Consider the following 19,681-nt stretch of genomic DNA (forward strand, 5'->3'; position numbering starts at 1 on the left):
TTTCGGTTAACCGCAAACGAAATCAACCAGGCCAGCGATGCTGCCCGGCTGCGTTGCGGCGACAAGGGATTACATTACGCCGATCCCCACCCCAGCGCAAACCCAGACCAAAACACGGGCGTGTCACATTCCCACACTCACACCATCAAGAGAAGCACGTACCTACGAAGCCAGCTTGGACCGATCCGCGCACCGTGCACAGTCGGTGCGAAGCATGGGAACCCATCGCGCGCACGCCACAGGCGAAGCTGCTTAGATGGATCCGTGAACAATTCAGTCCCGGCCAACGAGCCACTCAACCCTCCCCCGTCGCCCGCCGATTTCGGCTTCACGGTCGAGCATCGTCTCGAGAATGATGGCGAGCATGGTTCTGATGGCCGTCCGCTTGGACGTACGGGAACGATCCGCACCCCGCACGGTGAAATTCAGACACCGGCGTTCATTCCGGTCGGCACCAAGGCGACCGTGAAGTCGCTGTTGCCCGCGACGGTGCGTGAGCTCGGCGGCCAGGCGGTCCTCTCGAACGCTTACCACCTGTTCTTGCAGCCGGGCAGCGACATCGTTGATGCGGCTGGCGGCCTGGGCAAGTTCATGAACTGGGACGGCCCGACGTTCACGGACTCCGGCGGGTTCCAGGTCATGTCACTCGGAGTTGGCTTTAAGAAGGTCATCTCGATGACTGAGGACCTGCACGAATCTGACGCGGTCATCGCGAAGAACAAGGAACGTCTCGCGCACGTTGACGAAGACGGCGTGACGTTCAAGTCGTTCATCAATGGCGACCGTCACCGTTTCACCCCTGAGATCTCGATGCAGATTCAGCACCAGCTCGGCGCCGACATCATGTTTGCGTTCGATGAGCTCACGACACTGATGAACACCCGCGCGTACCAGGAAGATTCCGTGAATCGCACCGCGCGATGGGCCGTTCGCTGCCTCGATGAGCACGCTCGTCAGACTGAGGAGCGCACTCATCGTCCGTACCAGGCACTGTTTGGTGTCGTCCAGGGTGCTCAGTACGAAGACCTCCGCCGCAAGGCAGCCAGCGGTCTCGCAACGATGACCGGTGCAGATGCCGAGGGCCAGATGTTTGATGGCTTCGGTATTGGCGGCGCAATCGAGAAGAGCCAGCTCGGTGAGATCTGTGGTTGGGTCACCGATGAGCTTCCCGAGAACAAGCCGCGCCACTTGCTCGGCATCTCGGAGCCAGACGACCTCTTCGCTGCTGTCGCTGCTGGCGCAGATACGTTCGACTGCGTTGCCCCCTCGCGCCAGGCGCGTGGCGGCACGATGTACTCGAGCCGCGGTCGCATCAACGCAAAGGCTGCAACCCAGCGACGCAATTTCGGTCCGATCGATGACAACTGCGATTGCTACACCTGCGAGAACTACACCGGCGCATACCTGCATCACCTCTTCAAGGCGAAGGAGATGGTGTCTTCGACGCTCGCGACCATTCACAACGAGCGATTCATTGTGCGATTGGTGGATCAGATCCGCGAGTCGATGATTGACGGCACGTTTGCTGAGTTCCGCGACGAGACCCTCGGCCGCCTCTACCCCAAGAAGGCAAAGCAGGACTAACGCGGGTCAGGCGACCTCACGGAAACGCTGCGACGCACACACGAAAGCGGTGGCGAGTCTGGGATTCCAGACTCGCCACCGCTTTCATTGTAGCGGGCGGCGCGTGCGCCGCGATCCGCGCTACTTGATCTGTGCGGTCTCAGCGCGACGTACTGCGCTGATGATGCGCGTCGTGACTGGCAACAGCACGACCTCGGCCAGAACCTTCACGACATAGCCGAGCACGATGTACATGACGAAGTCAACGCCGGTGATGATGCCGGCGAACGCGATCGTGCAGAACACGACCGTATCGAGCAGCTGCCCGGCCATCGTCGACACAATGAGGCGGGTACGCAGGTAGCGGCCAGCGGTGCGCTGGCGCATCTTGTCGAGTACCCACGCGTTGAGGAGTTGGCCGATGAGGAAGGCCACCAGGCTTGCGGCAACAATGCGCGGCACGAAACCGAGGACGGCCGCAAAGGCCTCCTGGTTCTCCCAGCCGTCTGCCGGCGGCGAGATCTGCACGAGCAGAATCGTGAGCGAGGCGACCACTGCGAGCGCGAACGCGGTGAAGATTGCGCGGCGAGCGGCCTTCAGTCCATAGACCTCAGCCAGCACATCGCCCAAGATGTACGCGAGCGGGAAGAGGAACACTCCCCCGTCAAAGATCATCGGCAGCGAGAACGCGCCGAATGAGATCTCGCCAAATGTGATCGGCTTGACGGCGACCACGTTCGAGATCAGCAAAATACCCACGAATGCGGCCGAGATCGTCGCGTATCGGGCGCCTGCGGATGCCGCTCGCGCACCGGGCGTTACATACTTTTCGGCCTCGCCGGTGGTGTCTTCGAGAGCCACAGTCACGTCCAAGTTACTCATCGATCACGCCCACACCGAGTGCACCGCGGATCATGTCCATGTTCAGCTTCGCTGCCACTCGCGCACCGTTGCCGGCCGCGATAATGAGCTGCTGGGGGCCGGGCGGCACGATGTCGCCCGCGGCGAAGACGCCGCGCTGCGAGGTTTCGCCCTTGTCATTGACCCGCACGAGGCCCCAATCGTCACGATCAAGGTCGAGGTCGCCGAGGAATTCGATGGGTGCGTGCCAGCGCGGGCGAAGGAAACCGCCTACGCGCGGGATAACCTCGCCATCGACCAGGCGGACGCCGGTCATGTCAGCCTTTTCGCCAACAATGTCGGCAATCTCCCGACGTTCGACGCGAATGCCGATCGCTGCGAGCTGCGCTTCTTGTTCTGGGCGGATCGTGTCTGCACCGTTGGTGAACACGATCAGGTCAGAGCTGAAGCGACTAATCAGCAGCGCACGCGCAAACAGGTCACTGGTTTCGCCAATGAGCACGAGCGGGCGGTCGGACTTCTCGAAGCCGTCACACTCGACACACGAGTGCAGTGCGGTGCCGTAGTAGGCGCGCACCATCGGGAACTTCGGTAGCTCTTCGGTCAGGCCAGCAGTGACGAGCACGCGACGAGTGATGAACTCGACGTCGGCTGCACCGCGCACACCCTTGGCCTGCACGCGGAAGCCAATGCCGTCGGGGAAGCCGACAGCAATAGCGTCAGCCTCGCTCAGCCGCTCAACCGAGTGGGTGACCGCCTGCGCGAAACGCGCGGTGGGGTACGCCTCGAACTCCTCACGGCCGAGGCGGCGCAGCTCGAGTGGAGATGCGCCGTCTCGGGTGAGGAACCCATGCGACTGCAAGGTTGCAGCGTGGCGGGGTCGGTTACTATCGATGATCGCAATTCGGCGGTTCGCGCGGACGAGCTGCAGGCCTGCAGAAAGTCCGGCGGGACCACCACCAATGATGACGACGCCAAACGGCTTCGAATCATCGATCTGCGGTGCGGGTTCGACGACCCCAGCCATGCGTTACTCCTTGGGTTCTGCGTTCTGTGCGAGGTGATCGAGCAGGCGCTCGAGACGCGCAAGCGTCTCGTCCTTGCCGAGGAGCTCGAACGACTCGAAGAGCGGCGGCGAAACGCGGCGGCCCGAAGCTGCGACACGGAGCGCGCCGAATGCAACGCGGGGCTTGAGGCCGAGACCCTTTTCGGGGTCGGTCAGTGCGTCCTGCAGAGCGTTCTGAATGTTCTCGGTGTTCCAGTCAGCCTCAGCGATAGCTGAGAGCGCTGCCGCACCTGCAGAAAGTGCCTGCGGCGAATCAGCGCGCAGCGACTTCAGGCCATCTTCGTCGTACTGCAGCTGAGCTGCGGTCGTGAAGAGGAAGCCAAGCATGCCGACGACCTCGGAGAGCACGACGATACGGCTCTGCACGAGGGGCACTGCGCGACGCACAATGTCGAGCTTCTCTGCGCTCGGCTCGACGGGCAGTGCGCCACCTGCGATGAGGTACGGCACGATGCGGTCGAAGAAGTCATCTTCGGTGAGCAGACGGATGTGGTCTGCGTTGATCGAGTCAGCCTTCTTCTGGTCGAAGCGAGCCGGGTTCGGGTTCACGTTGACGATGTCGAATGCTTCGACCATCTCGTCGCGGGTGAAGACGTCGCGGTCTGCCGAGAACGACCAGCCGAGGAGCGACAGGTAGTTGATGAGACCCTCGGGAATGAAACCGCGCTCGCGGTGGAGCAGCAGGTTCGACTCAGGGTCACGCTTCGACAGCTTCTTATTGCCCTCGCCCATGACGTACGGCAGGTGACCGAAACGCGGGATAGCGGGCTCAAGGCCAAGCTCAACAAGCGCACTGTGCAGCGCGATCTGGCGCGGGGTCGACGAGAGCAGGTCTTCGCCACGAAGCACGTGGGTGATGCCCATGAGCGCGTCATCGACGGGGTTCACGAGTGTGTAGAGCGGAGCACCGTTCGGGCGCACCACGACGAAGTCGATGGTTGAGCCAGCGGGGAACGTCACGTCGCCACGAACGAGGTCGTCGAACGACAGATCGGTGTCGGGTACGCGGAAGCGCAGTGCCGGCTGACGACCCTCTGCACGGAACGCAGCAATCTGCTCGTCCGTCAGGTCACGGTCGTAGTTGTCGTAACCGAGCTGCTTGGGGCGACCGGCTGCGATGTTGCGAGCGTCGATCTCTTCTGCAGTCGAGTAGCTCTCGTACAGATAGCCGCCCTCGCGGAGCTGCTCGATGATGCCCTGGTAGATCTCACCGCGCTGCGACTGACGGTACGGACCGTGGTCGCCGCCTGCGTCGATTCCCTCGTCCCAGTCAAGACCGAGCCAACGCAGGGAGTCGAGGATCTGCGCGTAGCTTTCTTCGCTATCGCGCGCAGCATCGGTGTCTTCGATACGGAAGACGAACTTGCCGCCGGTGTGGCGCGCGTATGCCCAGTTAAACAGGGCAGTACGAACCATGCCGACGTGCGGCGTTCCGGTCGGAGATGGGCAGAAGCGCACACGGACATCAGTGCCGGTGGCCTGCGAGAACTGGGGTGCATCGCTGTGAGACATCACCACCATTCTAGACCCGTTTAGCAGAAGTGGGGCGTTACTCCACAGGCGCGCGGTGGTTGCTTGCTTTTCCGACCGCCGAACCGGAGCGAATCGTTGCCATCACGCCGACGACCATGAGCGCACCAGCGATGATCGAAAGGAGCGGGAATCCACCAGCAGAGAAGAACAATCCCGACACCGCACCAAATGCGGCGCCAGCGATATTCATGATCGTGTCGGACTGCCCCTGACGTTTCGGACGAATCGCATTCGGAGTCAGCTCTGTGAGCAACGAAGCGCCCGCAACCGTCACCGCACACCAACCGAGTCCCACGAGCGTCAGGGCGACCTGAATGAGGGTTGCGTTCTCACCTGCGGTCGCGGTTCCCACCGCTGAGATGCCGAGGATCACAAACCCCAGCACCATCACCGGTCGCGCGCCAATCTTGCCCGCAAGCAAGCCGGCGAGCGGCGACAGCGCGTACATGCCAGCAATGTGCAGGCTAATCGTGAAGCCAATGAACGTCACTGAGGCCCCATGATCGCGCAGATGCAGCGGCGTCATAGCCATGAGGCCCACCATGGTCGCGTGCGCCATCGCGATCGCGATGATCACAGCAAACTGGCGGATCGACGCCTCACGCCGCAACGCGGCCGTCGGCAGCACCGTCGCGCCGGTATCGACGCCGGTGGCCACAACCGCTGCCTGCGCGGTGAGCAGTGGATCAGGCCGCAGCATGATCCACACCACGAGCCCGGCGAGCAGCTGTGCGACCGCAGCGAACACAAAGACACCGCTGAGCTCAGGGATTCCAACGCGTTCGCCAAGCCAAGCACCCGGTGCGAGCAGGTTCGGCCCGGTCACCGCGCCGATCGTGATTGACCACACCACGAGCGAAAGATCGCGTGAGCGCGTCTTCGCGGTTGCAAGGTCGGCAGCGGCGAATCGAGACTGCAGCTGCACCGCAGATCCAACCCCGAGCAGCATGAGCCCAACGAACAGCAAGCTGGCCGCAGGCAGTGCAGCAGCCAGAATGACGATGATCGCACCGCAGAGGGCGATGAGATTGCCGGTGGCGAGGGCGATCCGCCGCCCCTTGCGCATGGCAAGGCGAGCAAGCGGGATACCAGCCGCAGCAGCACCGGCAGTGCTCAGCGTTGACGCGAGGCCAGAGATTGCCGGGTTCCCGGTGATGTCGGCGATGAGGAGCGCGCCGGCTGAGAAGGAGGCCCCGATGCCGAGGCCTCCCAGGATGGTAGCGATCGCGAGGATCGCCACCGTGCGCCGCTGAATCGTGCGGCGAATCTCCAGCGTGCTCACTGCACATCACCGCTCACCGGCAGGATGCCCCACGGCGAGCCATCGACCTGCGCGAGCAGGCGCTTCGCCAGGCGCACCTGGGGGCTTTCGTTCGCGGTCGCCATCGATACGAGACCGATGCGGCGGTAGCGCGGCGGATCGAGCGTCAGCGCTACGGCCCCCTCAGGGAGCGAAGGCGCAGCAGCGAGCGCGAGGCCAGCGACGAGCACGACGGCACCACCGGCAGCCGCCATCGCGAGCATTGCAGGGACGTTGTCGGTCTCCTGAATAATGTCGGGCTCGAATCCATGATCGGCAGCGGCAGCGAGCAAATGGCCACGGCACTTTTCACAACCGGCGATCCAGTGCTCCGATGCGTAGTCGGCAAGGTCGGCCGATCCGCTCTCTGGAACGTTGTGGCGGTCTGAGACGACGAGGTACACGTCTTCCCGCCACATCGGAAGGAACGCGCTGCCTGCCGGCAGACCAACTGCGCCCTCGTAGTCAAAGATCAGCGCGCAATCGACTTCACCGTCGCGCAGCATCGCGGCAGCCTCGGGCGGCTCCGCCTCGCGGTACTGGAGCGAGACATCGGGCGCCTCGATAGCCAGCTTGCGCATGAGCTCGGGCACGATCGTTGCAGACGACGAAGGGAAACCGACGAGTCGGAGCGTGCCAGCACGTTCGCCGCGAAGATCATCGATTGCTGCGAGGGCGGCGTCGATCTCGGCAACCACCGTGCGGCCGTGCTCCGCAAGGATCTGACCCGCATTCGTCAGGCGAATACCGCGCCCGGAGCGCTCAATGAGCGGCACAGCGAGGCGCGTCTCCACGCGCTTGATGCGCTGACTGATGGCAGGTTGGCTGAGCCCCAGCACACCTGCCGTCGAGGTGAGCGATCCCGTCACCGCGAGCGTGTGCAAGATACGAAGCTCGGTCGAATCGATCGTGCCGAGCGGGTCTCCGGTAATGCGCTGCGTATTCACACGCACATCATAACCCCACTGGAAGGGTTTGATAAGAAACATTCAGTTTTCTTATTTCACGCGCGGCCGTATCGTGGCACCATGAGCACCGCATTCAGTGACGATTTCGACGCAGCACCCGGCTATCTCTCCGCGTGCACCGTGGGCGTGCCGACGCACGCCACTACAACCGCCATGCGTGATTTCATTACGGATTGGGCGCGCGGAGATCTTGACGCTTTCGCGCTTGGGGAATCCCTCGAACGCAGCCGTGCATTGTTCGCGCGGATCGCTGGGGTCTCCCCCGATGAGGTTGCGATCGGCTCGCAAACCTCACAGCTCGTCTCCGTCATCGCGACCGCCGTCCCCGATGACGCCGAGGTCTTGTGCGCTGCCGGCGATTTCTCCTCGCTCACGCACCCGTTCGAACAGCTGGCGGATCGCGGAGTCACCGTCCGTTATGCCCCGCTCGCAGAGCTTGCCGCTGCGGTTCGCCCGGAAACCGCGCTCGTCGCGTTCTCACTTGTGCAATCGGCAACGGGCGAGGTGGCGGATCACGCAGCCATCAGTGCTGCCGCCGCAGCTCACGGCGCGCGCACGTGCGTCGACCTCACTCAGTCGCTCGGCTGGCTGCCCATCGGCGCCGAAACTTTCGACTACACCGTCTGCCACGCCTACAAGTGGCTGTGCGCGCCGCGCGGGACGGCATTCATGACCGTCCGCAGCGAGCTCATGCGCGATGCCACCCCGGTCGCGGCAGGCTGGTGTTCCGCTGACGACCCGTGGACCGCCACCTACGCTGGCCACACTCCCCTGTCGGAGACCGCGCGCCGCTTCGACCTGTCACCAGTGTGGCCAGCGGTCACCGGAACCGAACGTGCGCTCGAATACTTTGCGGGGCATGACGCTGGCGCGATCCGCGCCCATGTCCTGACACTCGCAAATGCGGCACGCGCCGAGCTCGGTCTCGAGCCAGGTGATTCGGCGATTGTGACGTGGGCGGATCCCGATGGTTGCGACCTCGCGCGTATGCAGGCCGCTGGCATCACCGCGTCTGGAAGAGCAGGAAACGCCCGCATCGCGTTCCATGTCTGGAACTCCGATGCGGACGTTTCGATGCTTGCGGAGGCGCTGCGCGACTAGTCGGCTGCGGGAACCTCGATAATCTCGGGCGCTGCAGATTCGGCGACTGCCGCAGCCGCATCGTCCTTGTCCTGCTGGGTCGCAACCAGCTGACCGCATGCGCCGTCGATCTCCTTGCCGCGCGTATCGCGGAGGGTCGTCGGAATGCCTGCAGCATTCAGGCGGTCGACAAACTCGCGCGTGACGGGCTTCGTCGACGAGGTCCAGATCGAACCCGGGGTCGGGTTGAGCGGGATCGGGTTGACGTGCACCCAGCCACGGCCGCGCTGGTTCAGACGATCTGCGAGCAGATCGGCGCGCCATGCGTGGTCGTTCATGTCCTTGATGAGTGCGTACTCGATGGAGACGCGGCGACCGGTCTTCTCGTAGTAGTGGTACGCGGCGTCAAGCACCTCGTCGACCTTCCAGCGGCTGTTCACCGGGATAAGGTCGTCGCGAAGCTGATCGTCAGGCGCGTGCAGCGACAGCGCGAAGGTGATGGGGAGGTCCTCATCAGCGAGCTTGCGGATCGCGGGCGCGAGACCAACGGTCGACACCGTGATGCCGCGCGCGCTCATGCCGAGGCCCTCAGGCGACGGCGCCACCATGCGGTGTACGGCGTTCATGACGCGCTTGTAGTTCGCAAGGGGCTCACCCATACCCATGAACACGATGTTGTTCACGCGCTCAGCTTCAGCACCGTTACCGGCACGACGCTTGCGGCCGAGACCGCCCTCAGCGATCACGCGGTTCGCCTGCACGACCTGATCGAGAATCTCAGCGGTCGACATATTGCGGGTCAGGCCCGCCTGGCCGGTCGCGCAGAACGGGCAGTTCATGCCGCAGCCACACTGGCTCGACACGCACAGCGTGATGCGGCCCGGATAGCGCATGAGCACCGACTCGACGAGCGCACCGTCAAAGAGACGCCAGAGGAACTTGATCGTGTCGCCGTCATCGGTCACGAGGCGCTTCACCTCGGTGAGCAGCGGCGGGAAGAATGCTGCAGCAACCTCGTCACGACGGTCCTTCGGCAGATCAGTCATCTGCTCGGGATCGGTCGTGTGATGCTCGAAGTAGTGCTTCGAGATCTGCTTCGCACGGAACTTGGGCAGGCCAAGCTCGACGATCTTCGCCTCGCGCTCAGCGAGGGTCATATCTGCGAGGTGCGTGTCAGGCTGCTTCACGCGCGGCGAAGCGAACTGCAGGGTCGGGCGGCCATCGGCCGAGGTGAGCTGCTTCCAGCCCTCAGTCTTCGGGCGAACCTGCGCGCGCGGCGCAGCGTCACCGGAACGAGGGCGCGTCTTGGTGAACTTCGGTTCGTCCGCAGCCGTGCCGTGATTGAGCTTGTTGGGATCCATTACCCACTATTGTCGCATCTCAACTTGGGAGCGTCGAAACGCGACAGGAAGTTAGGCGGCGCGCACGGGGTTTCGCAGCGTGCCGATGCCCTCGATGTGCACCTCAACGGTGTCACCCTCGACGATCGGGCCAACACCGGCTGGCGTACCCGTCAGGATGATGTCGCCCGGCAACAGCGTGAAGGCCTGCGATGCGTAGGAGACGATCCGCGCCACATCGAAGATCAGCTGCGAGGTGCGACCCTCCTGGCGAAGCTCACCGTTCACGCGGGTCGTAATGAGCGCGTCTGCGAGGTCGGGATCGGTCTCGACGACCGGGCCGATCGGGCAGAACGTGTCAAAGCTCTTGCCACGCATCCACTGACCATCGGCGATCTGAATGTCGCGCGCCGTGACATCATTCGCGCAGGTGAATCCGAAGACCACCGAGAGCGCTTCTTCTTCGGTGACGTTCTTTGCGACCGCACCAATGATGATTGCGAGCTCGCCCTCGTGCTCCACGCGCTTCGAGATCGAAGGCAGGAGGATCGGGTCGCCAGGGCCAATCACTGAGGTGTTCGGCTTCAGGAACAGCAAGGGTGCATCGGGCGTGGGAGCTGGTCCCGTGAGTTCCGCCATCTCGGCAACGTGGTCGGCATAGTTCTTGCCAACGCACACCACTTTCGAACGCGGAATCACGGGAGCCAGCAGACGCACGTCAGCGAACGGGATGCGCCGTCCGGTCGTGTCGTACTCAGCCATCATCGGATCGGAAGACAGCTCAACGATCTCTATGCCGTCGCCAGACTCTGCCTGGTCGAGGATACCAAAGGAGATCTCTCCCTCGTACTCATAGCGTGCGACCTTCATGCGATCGGCCTCTCCGATGCCGTGAAATTAAGGTGCTGGGACGAACTCAGTCAGCCAATTGTGGCTGTCTGCAACGGCACCAGTCTGGATGCCAGTGAGCTCTTCGCGAAGCGACATGGTGAGCGCGCCAGGAGCGTTCTCACCGAAATCGATCTCGAACTCGGGTGCCTTGAGCTTGCCGATCGGGGTGATCACAGCAGCGGTGCCACACGCGAACGCCTCGACGATGCTGCCGTCAGCTGCGCCTGCGCGCCATTCGGCGACGGTCACCGCGCGCTCCTCGACCTTGTGGCCGCGAGCTTCTGCGAGCTCGATGAGGCTACGACGGGTGATGCCGGGCAGAATGTTGCCATTCAACTCAGGGGTGAGCAGCGTGCCGTCAGCGCGTACGAGGAAGAGGTTCATGCCGCCGAGCTCGTCGATGCGGCCCTCCTCCTGGGCGTCGGTGAAGAGCACCTGCTGACAGCCGTTCTCAGCTGCAACCTGCTGCGGAAGCAGCGATGCTGCGTAGTTGCCGCCGCACTTTGCAGCGCCGGTTCCGCCGCTGCCTGCGCGCGACAGACCCTGCGACAGCCAGATCGAAACGGGCTTCACGCCACCGGTGAAGTATGCGCCGGAGGGGCACGCGATCACGAGGAAGCGTGCCTTCTCAGCCGCACGAACACCGAGGAAGCTCTCGTCAGCGATCATGAACGGACGGAGGTAGAGGCTCTGGTCCTCGCCACCGGGTACCCAGTCAGCGTCAATCTGCACGAGCTGGCGGCAAGCCTCAACGAAGAGCTCTTCGGGGAGCTCAGGCAGCGCCAGTCGCGCAGCCGACTCGTTGAGACGACGTGCGTTCTCAACGGGGCGGAAGCTGACGATCGAGCCGTCTTCGCGGCGGTATGCCTTCAGGCCCTCGAAAATCTCCTGACCGTAGTGCAGGACCGACGAACCCGGATCAATCGCGAGCGGACCGTAAGGCAGGACCGCCGCATCGTGCCACCCCTCTTCACGGCTCCACGAGATGGAGACCATGTGATCGGTGAAGTAGTTACCAAAGCCGGGGTTTGCGAGGATCGCTTCGCGCTCGGCAGCGGGGAGGCGTACCGCCTCCGAAAGGGTGAAGGTGAGGTCAGTCATGACGTCAGCTTTCTCGCGCCAATGGCGCGGTGAAAAAGTGGGTGGTGAGATTATGCTCGCGCAGGAAGCTGGGCAATCACAGCGTCGCCGACCTCAGTGGTCGAACGTGCTGCGTCGCCGCGGCCTGCGAGGTCCGCACGAACTGCCGCGCGAACGCGTGCAGCTTCGTCTGCGAGCGAGAGGTGATCGAGCATCAGTGCCACGGACAGGATGGCCGCCGTGGGATCCGCGATCTGCTGACCCGCAATATCGGGTGCAGAGCCGTGGACGGGCTCGAACATGCTCGGGAACGTGCCATCGGGATTGATGTTGCCGCTGGCTGCGAGGCCGATGCCGCCGCCGATAGCGCCGGCCAAATCAGTGAGGATATCTCCGAACAGGTTATCAGTCACAATCACGTCGAAGCGCGACGGGTTCTGAACCATGTGGATCGTTGCTGCGTCAACGTGCATGTAGTCGACCGCGATCTCGGGGTATTCCGCAGCAACGGTCTTGACGACGCGCTGCCAGATTGCGCCAGCGTGCACGAGCACGTTGGTCTTGTGCACCCAGGTGAGCTTCTTGCGTTCACGCGAAGCGGCAACCTGGAATGCGTGACGCACGATGCGCTCGACACCAAACGCGGTGTTCACCGAAACCTCGGTAGCTACCTCGTGCACGGTGCCTTCGCGGAGACGACCGCCGTTACCAACGTAGGGACCCTCGGTACCCTCGCGCACGACAACGAAGTCAACCTCGCCCGGCTCCTTCAGCGACGAGTCAACGCCGGGGAAGAGCGTGCAGGGACGCACGTTTGCGTAGTGGTCAAAGTCAAAGCGAAGCTTCAGGAGAAGACCGCGTTCGATGTTTGCATTCGCGAGGCGCGGATCACCAGGAGCGCCGCCAACAGCACCGAACAGAATGACGTCATTCTCGGCAATGGCGGCCTGCTCAGCTGCGGGAAGGGTCTCGCCCGTCTCAAGGAAGCGCTCTGCGCCAAGCTTGAACTCGGTGCGGTTCAGAGCGACATCGCTGCCTGCGAGCACTGCGTCGAGTACTCGGTTTGCCTGCGCAGTAACTTCCTGACCAATTCCGTCACCGGGAATTACTGCAAGGTTGATGGTGCGTGTCACTGAACACTCCTCCTTTGATGTGCCGTCATGGCAATGCCGGACACCCTGACAACTTCACGCCGCCAAGGCATACATGACGCGACATCGAGCCGCCATGGCAATCGACGTAACGTCGTGGCGACGCTTGGTTCGCCCACTCCCCCAGCATACCGCCGAGAAGATGCCATGAAAGCGCCATGACGACACATTGCGCACTGCGAGGCACGGGCACGCGCCCCTCGCCAAGCATCAGCACTCAGCACCAAAACCGGCGGAATTACGCGCGACATTCCCGAGCGCAGCCACCAATTAGACAAGGGTAGGGCGGCGTGGGTTATAGTTATCAGGTTGCCAGGTGCACTGCACCGGGACAGCATGGTGGGCATAGCTCAGTTGGTAGAGCACCGGCTTGTGGTGCCGGTGGTCGCGGGTTCAAGTCCCGTTGTCCACCCCAAATGGGAGAGGTTCAACCCTCGACAAGAGTCTCCACTCTTTGTCCGGTTTGAGCCTCTCCCCTCTTTTTCGCTTCTGCCGCCCAGTTCAGGGCGTTGATCTTTCCTCGGTGTTGCAGAGCGCGCCGTATGGGCGCTCGTATTCGACATGGGTGTAGCCCTCTTCTTCGATGAAGATCCGGTGGAAGAACGCTTGGTTGCACAGACGCCGGTTCGCGTCGTCGGCTCGTTGGTAGATGCCGACGATGTTGGCGAGTAGCCCGAGTGAATCGTCGAGATGTGCGCGAGCTGAAGCGTATTCGTCGTGGTGTGCTTCGAGCCGGTGCTGGATGTCGCCAATCTGGTTGGCGATGCGGTCTTGTTCTATCTTGAGCAAGTCAATCGGAACCGCCCCCGCGTAGTGTGCTTGCAGCAGTTTCATGCGTTCGTCATCGAGCCGGTCTCGCTCAGTTGTAAGACGTGAGAGTTCCTTTGCTTCGTTGGCCATAAGCTGGTCGAAGTCGGCGTGAATTTTCCCGGCGAGGTCTTGCCTCATTCCGGGTGATACCTCGATCATCTCGTAGTAATTTTCGATGAGCCCTTCAACATCTTCGATAAGCATCGCCTGCCGGGTGCACTCAGTCCTACCGGAGTGCCGACCTGAGCACACGAAGTACGGATAGACGTTGCCGTGCCGGTTCTTCGCGTTTGTGATGATCAGCCGCTCGCCGCACTGCCCGCAGTACACGGTGCCCTTCAGATAGTGCTCATGCACCTGGGTCGCGTCGGCAGCTGACTTGCGTGAATCGAGCAACGCTTGAACTTGGTACCAGACCTTTTTCGGCACAATCGGCTCGTGTGTGCCCTTGTAGGTTGCCCCTTTGAAGGTCACGTCTCCCTTGGAATACGGGTTCGTCAGCAGTCGGTGCAGCGTCGAGATCGCGATCGGTTTCGATGGGCGTTTTGGTGTCGGTAGAGTCGTGAGTCCACGGGCGATCAGCTCACGGTGAATCTGGGCCAATGTCCAACGGCCTGAGGCGTACACCTGGAACGCCCAGGTGATATGGAGGTACCCGCTCTTCATCTACTTTCACGGTGCGGTTTTCTCGACCGAACTCGTTGCGCACACCGATATTGATATAGCCGATCGGTGCTCGATTTGTGGTGCCACCCTGCGCGGCCTTCTGTGTGAGTCCCTTGACCGTTTCAGTCGCGAAGTCGGGTCTGATGCACGTTTAGGTGATAATCTGGTCAGGCCGCGAGTGCGACCTGTTTGTTCATGATGGCCTCGTACTCGATCGGCGTCAAACGCCCTAACCGGGCCTGTATGCGACGTCGGTGGTAAGCGCGCTCGATCCAGGTCACGATCGCTGACCGGAGCTCGTCCCGAGTCGATCAGGTCTTTCGGTTCAGAACGTTCTTCTTGAGCAGACTAAAGAACGATTCCATCGCCGCGTTGTCGCCTGCAGCTCCCACGCGCCCCATCGAGCCGGCCATGCCATGACTGGCTCGATGGGGCGCTGTAGTTTCCGGCTTCGAAACTGGGACCCACGGTCGGTGTGTAGGAGGCAGCCCGCGACGTCACCGCGGCGTAGCACGGCGTTGTTTAACGCGGTCATCGCAAGCACGGACGTCATTTGCGCGTCGATGGAGTAGCCCACGATACGGTTCGACTACACGTCTTTCACCGCGCACAGGTAGAGGTTGCCTTCACCAGTCCAATGCTCAGTGATGTCGGAAAGCCATAACTCGTTCGGAGCAGCTGCCACGAACTCGCGCTGCACAAGATCGTCATGAACAGGCGGGCCAGGCTTCCTTCCCTTCCCGCGGGTTTTCTTCTTCCCAAACGCTGACCGCCACTGCTGGTCTCGGCAGAGCCGCCATGCAGTACGGTCACACATCGGCTCCCCGAGAGTCTTCGCTTCGTCGGCGAGGAACCTGTACCCAAACTCGGGATCTTCAAGATGGGTGTCGTGGAGCGCGTTCGCTCGATACGCCTGCGTAAGATCCCGTTCAGGCACTGGGTTGCGGCGCCAGCGATAGTAAGGCTGGCGGGAGAGCTTCAAAACCCGGCACGACACCACGACAGGAACCCCGTCACCGGCGAGCTCTTTCACGAGCGGGGAGAGCCTTTTCCCGGCAGGTGCGCCTGGGAAGATACGCGGCCGCACGGCGGAGCACTTCCACTTCTTGTTCGAGGAGTTTGTTCCGTTTGCGAAGCTCACGAAGCTCAGCATTCTCGGAACGGGTGACACTGGGTTTCTGGCCCTGTTCGACGCGTTCTTCTCGGAGCCATTTATCGAGCGTTCCAACGTGGATTCCGAAGTCCTTCGCGATCTGCGCGAGTGTGACTTCTGGGCCGTGATCCAACGCGATCTTTACGACGTCGTCACGGAACTCTTTGGGATAACGAGGGGGCATAGGTGCCTCGTTCCAGGCCAGCAGAAACTAGCCATGTCGAATGTCACCTAAACGTGCACCAGACCCGGTTGACACGATATCTCCACCACACACTCGGTAGCTATATGGAAGATCCGCAATCAACAGTCCAAGAGCTACAACTAACAGCAGCCCTAGAGCAGAAAAGACAATTGCCGCCTAACGAGTGACCATAGTTCTCCTCCATCGACATTGGACAACACTACTGGTACAGTCGCATACTCAAGAGGCTAGAGTCGCCGCTAACGAGCCTCCCGGGCAGCCAACCTCGACACCCAGGTACTGCGCTCACGGCACCCTGGTGCGACGCCGGCCAGGAGCGCCGCTGCGAGAGTAGAAGGTATGAAGCATACGCCCCCTCACGCTCCGCATCTCAGCAGCTCTCGCCGCCACCACGTTACTCGGCGTCACCTTGACGGGCTGCGGCGCGATCGACAAGCTCCAGAAATCCACTGCTGACGCCTGGGCGGTCACCTACGAGCTGTCCGTAGTCGGCGGCGACGACCCCGAGAACGCGACGCTCAGCGACGTTTCCTACCTCGATCAGCCTTTGCGAACTGAGGAGCGCACATCGCTGAGTGCAGGCACTGTCACCACCGCGGGCACTAATGGTGGCAGCACGACGTGGTCGGTCGATTCAATCGTTGTCGTCGGGGATATGGCAAAAATCACAGCGACCGCAGCCGAAGGGTAGCGCGCGACGTGCAGGATCCTGCTCGACGGCGAGACCGGCGAAGCTGGCGGCGCGGTGACATGCAGCGCGCCGCCAGCTTCGCCGTTTGACAGCTGACCCGCAGCCGCGAACCGCTAGTTTGCGTCGATCGTCGGGAACGTCCAGGTGCCGTCAAGAACTTCGGGCCGCGGCCGGTACAGCCTCACAAGGTAGTTCCAGCCTTCTGGGAGCGGCAGGTAGTTCGGCGCGCTCGAGTCGCCCCCGAAGTGCACAGTGATAGCCCCGTCGACATCTCGCACACCAGTGACACTGTTCACCGAATATGCGCCGAGCTCGTTCGGTTCGAAGAAGCCCTCGGCGTTGTAGAGTGAGATCGACCAGAACCCGTCGACAGGGACATCGGCCACTCGCAGCGTGTACGCGCCGACCGGCAGCCGCGGTTCAACGTTCGCGTAACTCGCTTCTGCCGCGGGCAGGCCGCCCCACCCCGCGACTGTTCCCAACAGGTGGTGAACAGGGTCGACGTCCTCACGGCGCCCGAAGCACTTCTCAAGGCTTCCCAGTCCACGAGATAGCGTGAGCAGCGCCTCACGAGTCTCGGTGAAAGTAGCCTCGTCGATGGGGGCCGGCGCAAACTGGCGTCCTCCGTTTGACGTGAGGGCCAGTCCGTCCTGGAGCCGATTCACCTCGGCGACATCTGCTGCGTTCTCAGGGTCCACAAGGATTCGCCCCGCAGCACACACGAAATCAGTGCCGAGCTCTTCCGCCGTGAGCTCGTAGGTCCCTGGCTCGTGCAGCACACGGTTAATGTAGTGATCCTGGTTAACGAGCATCACCGAGATGTATCTTCCGTCAGCCTCGGGGATGGTGATCGTGGCCCCCTCAGATACGTCGATGATCGCCGCGCTATAGAGCGTGTCGCGATTCATGCGAATCACAGTCTGCTGATCGATCGGAGTGGGAACTCTGAAGTGATTCCAGACGTTTGACGAGCCGGCTGACGCAGCGATACCGACGAACATTCGCTCGCTTTCGGCTCGCGCAAAGTTCTCGAAAGTGACGATTGCAGGAGTAGAGATCATACAGCAATCCTCTCGCTTGAATAGTGCGCTCCGCATCATCCATTATTGATGAACCGCGCTTGCGTTGGCGAGAATTCATGGGCACGCTTGTGCCCCGGAGAGGGAAACATGACTGCACTACAGATTGGCGAGGTGTCGGGCATCCCGGGCACCCCAGCACTACTTGACGCGAGCAAATTCAACCGCCACACATTCTGGTGCGGTCAGAGCGGGAGCGGTAAGACATACGCGCTCGGCGTTGTTCTCGAGCAACTGCTCCTCCAAACGGAACTCCCGACACTCATTCTTGATTCAAACGCAGATTTTGTCCGCATTCACGAATCGCGAGCAAGCGCGGCACCAGACGCAGCCCAGCGCTGGCGCGAGATCGACAGCCGGGTCTTCCGGTCCGGTGCCAGCAGCGACGCGCCGCTGCATGTGCGCTACCTTGACCTGTCGCCCGCGGCCAAGGCGGCGGTGCTCAGGATCGACCCCATCGCGGACGCTGAAGAATACAACGCGCTGTTGCACTTTGAGGGTGGCGCTGGAACCTTTGATGGCGCACGAATGGTCGCTGCGCTCAGGTCGAGCGGAGATGCGGCGCGTATGCGGCTCGCGAACCGGATCGAGAACCTGCAGGTCCTTGACTGGGAGCTATGGTCGCGCGGGGACGCTTCTGTCACGGATGTGATCGCTGAACGCCCGCGTGCCACCGTCCTCGACATCGGCGGCTTTGATCATCCCGACGAGTCTCGCGTAGCAGCTCTGGCGGTTATCGAGCGGCTCTGGGCAGAACGTGAGTCGCGACGGCCGCTCCTTATCGTGATCGACGAGGCGCACAATCTCGCCTCGCCAGAACCGCGAACCGCGGTGGAGCGGGAGCTACTTGCGAGACTCACGCAGATCGCCGCTGAGGGTCGAAAGTTTGGGCTGTGGTTGTTCCTCTCAACGCAGCGGCCCACAAAGATCCACCCGAACATTCTGTCGCAGTGCGACAACCTCGGGCTCATGCGTGTCAACGCTCCGCGAGACCTCGCCGAGATTGCCGCCGTGTTCGGATTCGCGCCAGAGGAACTCGTCGCGAGAGCGCAAGAGTTCCGTCAGGGGCAGGCTCTGTTTGCCGGAGGGTTCATCGACCGGGCGACGATCGTCCAGATGGGTGAGCGGCTTTCAGAGGAGGCGGGCGGAGACGTCAGGGTTCCGCTTAAAACTTTACTCTGAGTCTGCTGCGGTGGCCCGGGGCCGGGAATCGGGCGCAGTTTTCTCGCGCTCATCTCGCTCAAGCACCCGGGCAGCCTCAAGCGCTTCCTCGGCGACCCTCAGATCTTGTTCGGCGAACACGACCTTGCGCCTCTTGAAAGTGGTTACCTGACCTACCCGTTCAGGCCCTTCCTCCGCATCTTCGATGGTCATCACGATATATGCGCAAGCAACCAGGGTAACCTGAGCCGAAAGGTTGAACCAGAGTAGCAGTGCGACAAGTGACGAGAACGTCGCAAGAAGTGGGTTGTTGTCGACACCTCCGAGGAAGAGTCCAGAGAGCTGTTGCAGCACGACAAGCCCTGCACCGCCGAGCAGTGCGCCGGGTGCGATCTGGGAGACTGCAGCTTTGCGGCCCGAGAGCAGCCAAAACAGCCACGCGATGATTACTGCGTCGAGCAGGAACGTGACGGCGACGGTGCCCAGTCGGGTGAGAATCTCTGCGCTACCTCCTGCCGAAGTGCCGAACCAACCGAGCACGGAGTCCACAAAGGTCGACCCAAGAAATGAGACGGCTGCCGACACCAGGATCAGCACCCCGAGCGAGAGAGCGAACAGTAAGTCGACGGCACGCGTCAGAGCCACATTCGAACGCTCGTGACGGGTACCGGCTATCGACCGGATCGACATCCGTACGTTCGCAACGCCCCCAAGCAGTGCCCACAGCAGCACTGCGGTCGAGAGTATCGGTGCGGCAAAACTTGATCGAATGTCAGGCAGGTGAGACAAGTCGACGAGCGCGCTGCCGTCCATGGCGACAAGCCCCGGGATGACCGCGTTCACGGTCTCGACGAGGACTACCCAGAAGTCGTCTCTCGATAAGACATAGTTTGAAACGAACGAGAACCCCAGATAGACGCCAGCGAAGACCGCGAACAGCATGCGAAAAGTAATTGCGGCTGACAGGAGTCCGCCTCGGTGGTGTCTGTAGGCAAGGAACGCCCGCACAATGCGGAGCCGCAGGAGGGTCGATTCGGCTCGCCTGCGCGCCAGCGCGAACCTCGAGGTCAATTCCATCCGGCT

16 protein-coding genes, 1 tRNA gene and 1 pseudogene are annotated in these 19,681 nt (G+C 62.2%); 5 read left to right on the forward strand and 13 right to left on the reverse strand.

Annotated features, from left to right (window positions below; all coding sequences use genetic code 11):
• Positions 1-264 precede the first annotated feature (264 nt).
• Entirely contained in the window at positions 265-1,584 is a 1,320-nt protein-coding gene (gene tgt / locus ICM05_RS12160) for a tRNA guanosine(34) transglycosylase Tgt (RefSeq protein ID WP_188024901.1), read from the forward strand.
• Between the two features lie 120 nt (positions 1,585-1,704).
• On the opposite strand, the gene ICM05_RS12165 is transcribed toward tgt, so the two are convergent.
• Genes ICM05_RS12165 through ICM05_RS12185 form a run of 5 tightly spaced genes read right to left on the reverse strand, consistent with a single transcriptional unit; the run spans position 1,705 to position 7,312 of the window.
• On the reverse strand, positions 1,705-2,445 hold the full coding sequence (locus ICM05_RS12165; protein WP_188024902.1) for a queuosine precursor transporter: 741 nt from the start codon (positions 2,443-2,445) through the stop codon (positions 1,705-1,707).
• Positions 2,438-3,451, reverse strand: a complete 1,014-nt coding sequence (locus ICM05_RS12170) for an NAD(P)/FAD-dependent oxidoreductase (RefSeq protein WP_188024903.1) — start codon at positions 3,449-3,451, stop codon at positions 2,438-2,440. Before ICM05_RS12170 ends, ICM05_RS12165 begins: the two co-directional genes overlap by 8 nt.
• A 3-nt stretch (positions 3,452-3,454) precedes the next feature.
• Positions 3,455-5,002 carry a glutamate--tRNA ligase gene (gltX, locus tag ICM05_RS12175; RefSeq protein ID WP_188024904.1) on the reverse strand — a complete coding sequence of 516 codons (1,548 nt, stop codon included), beginning with the start codon at positions 5,000-5,002 and terminating at the stop codon, positions 3,455-3,457.
• A 37-nt stretch (positions 5,003-5,039) separates the two neighbouring features.
• Positions 5,040-6,305 carry an MFS transporter gene (locus ICM05_RS12180; RefSeq protein WP_188024905.1) on the reverse strand — a complete coding sequence of 422 codons (1,266 nt, stop codon included), beginning with the start codon at positions 6,303-6,305 and terminating at the stop codon, positions 5,040-5,042.
• On the reverse strand, positions 6,302-7,312 hold the full coding sequence (locus ICM05_RS12185) for a LysR family transcriptional regulator (RefSeq protein ID WP_223160491.1): 1,011 nt from the start codon (positions 7,310-7,312) through the stop codon (positions 6,302-6,304). Before ICM05_RS12185 ends, ICM05_RS12180 begins: the two co-directional genes overlap by 4 nt.
• Before the next feature lie 39 nt (positions 7,313-7,351).
• Here ICM05_RS12185 and ICM05_RS12190 point away from each other — a divergent pair, with 39 nt between their 5' ends.
• Positions 7,352-8,392 carry an aminotransferase class V-fold PLP-dependent enzyme gene (locus ICM05_RS12190; RefSeq protein ID WP_188024906.1) on the forward strand — a complete coding sequence of 347 codons (1,041 nt, stop codon included), beginning with the start codon at positions 7,352-7,354 and terminating at the stop codon, positions 8,390-8,392.
• Here ICM05_RS12190 and rlmN read toward each other — a convergent pair.
• From rlmN to ICM05_RS12210, 4 genes are read right to left on the reverse strand one after another with little or no spacing between them, the layout of a single operon-like run.
• Positions 8,389-9,732: a 23S rRNA (adenine(2503)-C(2))-methyltransferase RlmN gene (gene rlmN / locus ICM05_RS12195; RefSeq protein WP_188024907.1), complete on the reverse strand. Its 1,344-nt coding sequence runs from the start codon at positions 9,730-9,732 to the stop codon at positions 8,389-8,391. The two genes, ICM05_RS12190 and rlmN, sit on opposite strands and share 4 nt — an antisense overlap.
• 51 nt (positions 9,733-9,783) lie before the next feature.
• Positions 9,784-10,581 carry a fumarylacetoacetate hydrolase family protein gene (locus tag ICM05_RS12200; RefSeq protein WP_188024908.1) on the reverse strand — a complete coding sequence of 266 codons (798 nt, stop codon included), beginning with the start codon at positions 10,579-10,581 and terminating at the stop codon, positions 9,784-9,786.
• Positions 10,582-10,608: 27 nt separating this feature from the next.
• Positions 10,609-11,703 carry a branched-chain amino acid aminotransferase gene (locus ICM05_RS12205; protein WP_188024909.1) on the reverse strand — a complete coding sequence of 365 codons (1,095 nt, stop codon included), beginning with the start codon at positions 11,701-11,703 and terminating at the stop codon, positions 10,609-10,611.
• Between the two features lie 50 nt (positions 11,704-11,753).
• The gene (locus ICM05_RS12210) at positions 11,754-12,815 is read right to left on the reverse strand and encodes a 3-isopropylmalate dehydrogenase (protein ID WP_188024910.1); all 1,062 of its coding nucleotides are present in this window, start codon (positions 12,813-12,815) and stop codon (positions 11,754-11,756) included.
• A 357-nt stretch (positions 12,816-13,172) separates the two neighbouring features.
• On the opposite strand from ICM05_RS12210, the gene ICM05_RS12215 reads away from it, so the two are divergent.
• A tRNA-His gene (locus ICM05_RS12215) sits at positions 13,173-13,248 on the forward strand.
• A gap of 86 nt (positions 13,249-13,334) precedes the next feature.
• Here the strand turns inward: ICM05_RS12215 and ICM05_RS12220 are convergent.
• Complete coding sequence (locus ICM05_RS12220) at positions 13,335-14,309, reverse strand: recombinase family protein (protein WP_215401779.1); 975 nt, start codon at positions 14,307-14,309, stop codon at positions 13,335-13,337.
• Positions 14,310-14,476: 167 nt separating this feature from the next.
• A pseudogene (locus ICM05_RS12225) lies at positions 14,477-15,646 on the reverse strand (IS3 family transposase).
• A gap of 430 nt (positions 15,647-16,076) precedes the next feature.
• Here ICM05_RS12225 and ICM05_RS12230 point away from each other — a divergent pair.
• A complete protein-coding gene (locus ICM05_RS12230) occupies positions 16,077-16,358 on the forward strand; it encodes a hypothetical protein (protein WP_188024911.1) in 282 nt (93 codons plus the stop codon).
• A gap of 113 nt (positions 16,359-16,471) precedes the next feature.
• Here the strand turns inward: ICM05_RS12230 and ICM05_RS12235 are convergent, their stop codons facing one another.
• Positions 16,472-17,419, reverse strand: a complete 948-nt coding sequence (locus tag ICM05_RS12235; RefSeq protein ID WP_251364665.1) for a DUF1214 domain-containing protein — start codon at positions 17,417-17,419, stop codon at positions 16,472-16,474.
• A gap of 108 nt (positions 17,420-17,527) precedes the next feature.
• On the opposite strand from ICM05_RS12235, the gene ICM05_RS12240 reads away from it, so the two are divergent.
• Positions 17,528-18,619 (forward strand): ATP-binding protein, encoded by a 1,092-nt coding sequence (locus tag ICM05_RS12240; protein ID WP_188024912.1) that lies wholly within the window; start codon positions 17,528-17,530, stop codon positions 18,617-18,619.
• Here the strand turns inward: ICM05_RS12240 and ICM05_RS12245 are convergent.
• Positions 18,611-19,675: a YihY/virulence factor BrkB family protein gene (locus ICM05_RS12245; protein ID WP_255498936.1), complete on the reverse strand. Its 1,065-nt coding sequence runs from the start codon at positions 19,673-19,675 to the stop codon at positions 18,611-18,613. The genes ICM05_RS12240 and ICM05_RS12245 overlap by 9 nt on opposite strands.
• Positions 19,676-19,681 lie beyond the last annotated feature (6 nt).

The sequence above is a fragment of the Leucobacter sp. cx-42 genome (genome assembly GCF_014529985.1).
In the GTDB taxonomy this organism is placed as follows: Bacteria; Actinomycetota; Actinomycetes; order Actinomycetales; family Microbacteriaceae; genus Leucobacter.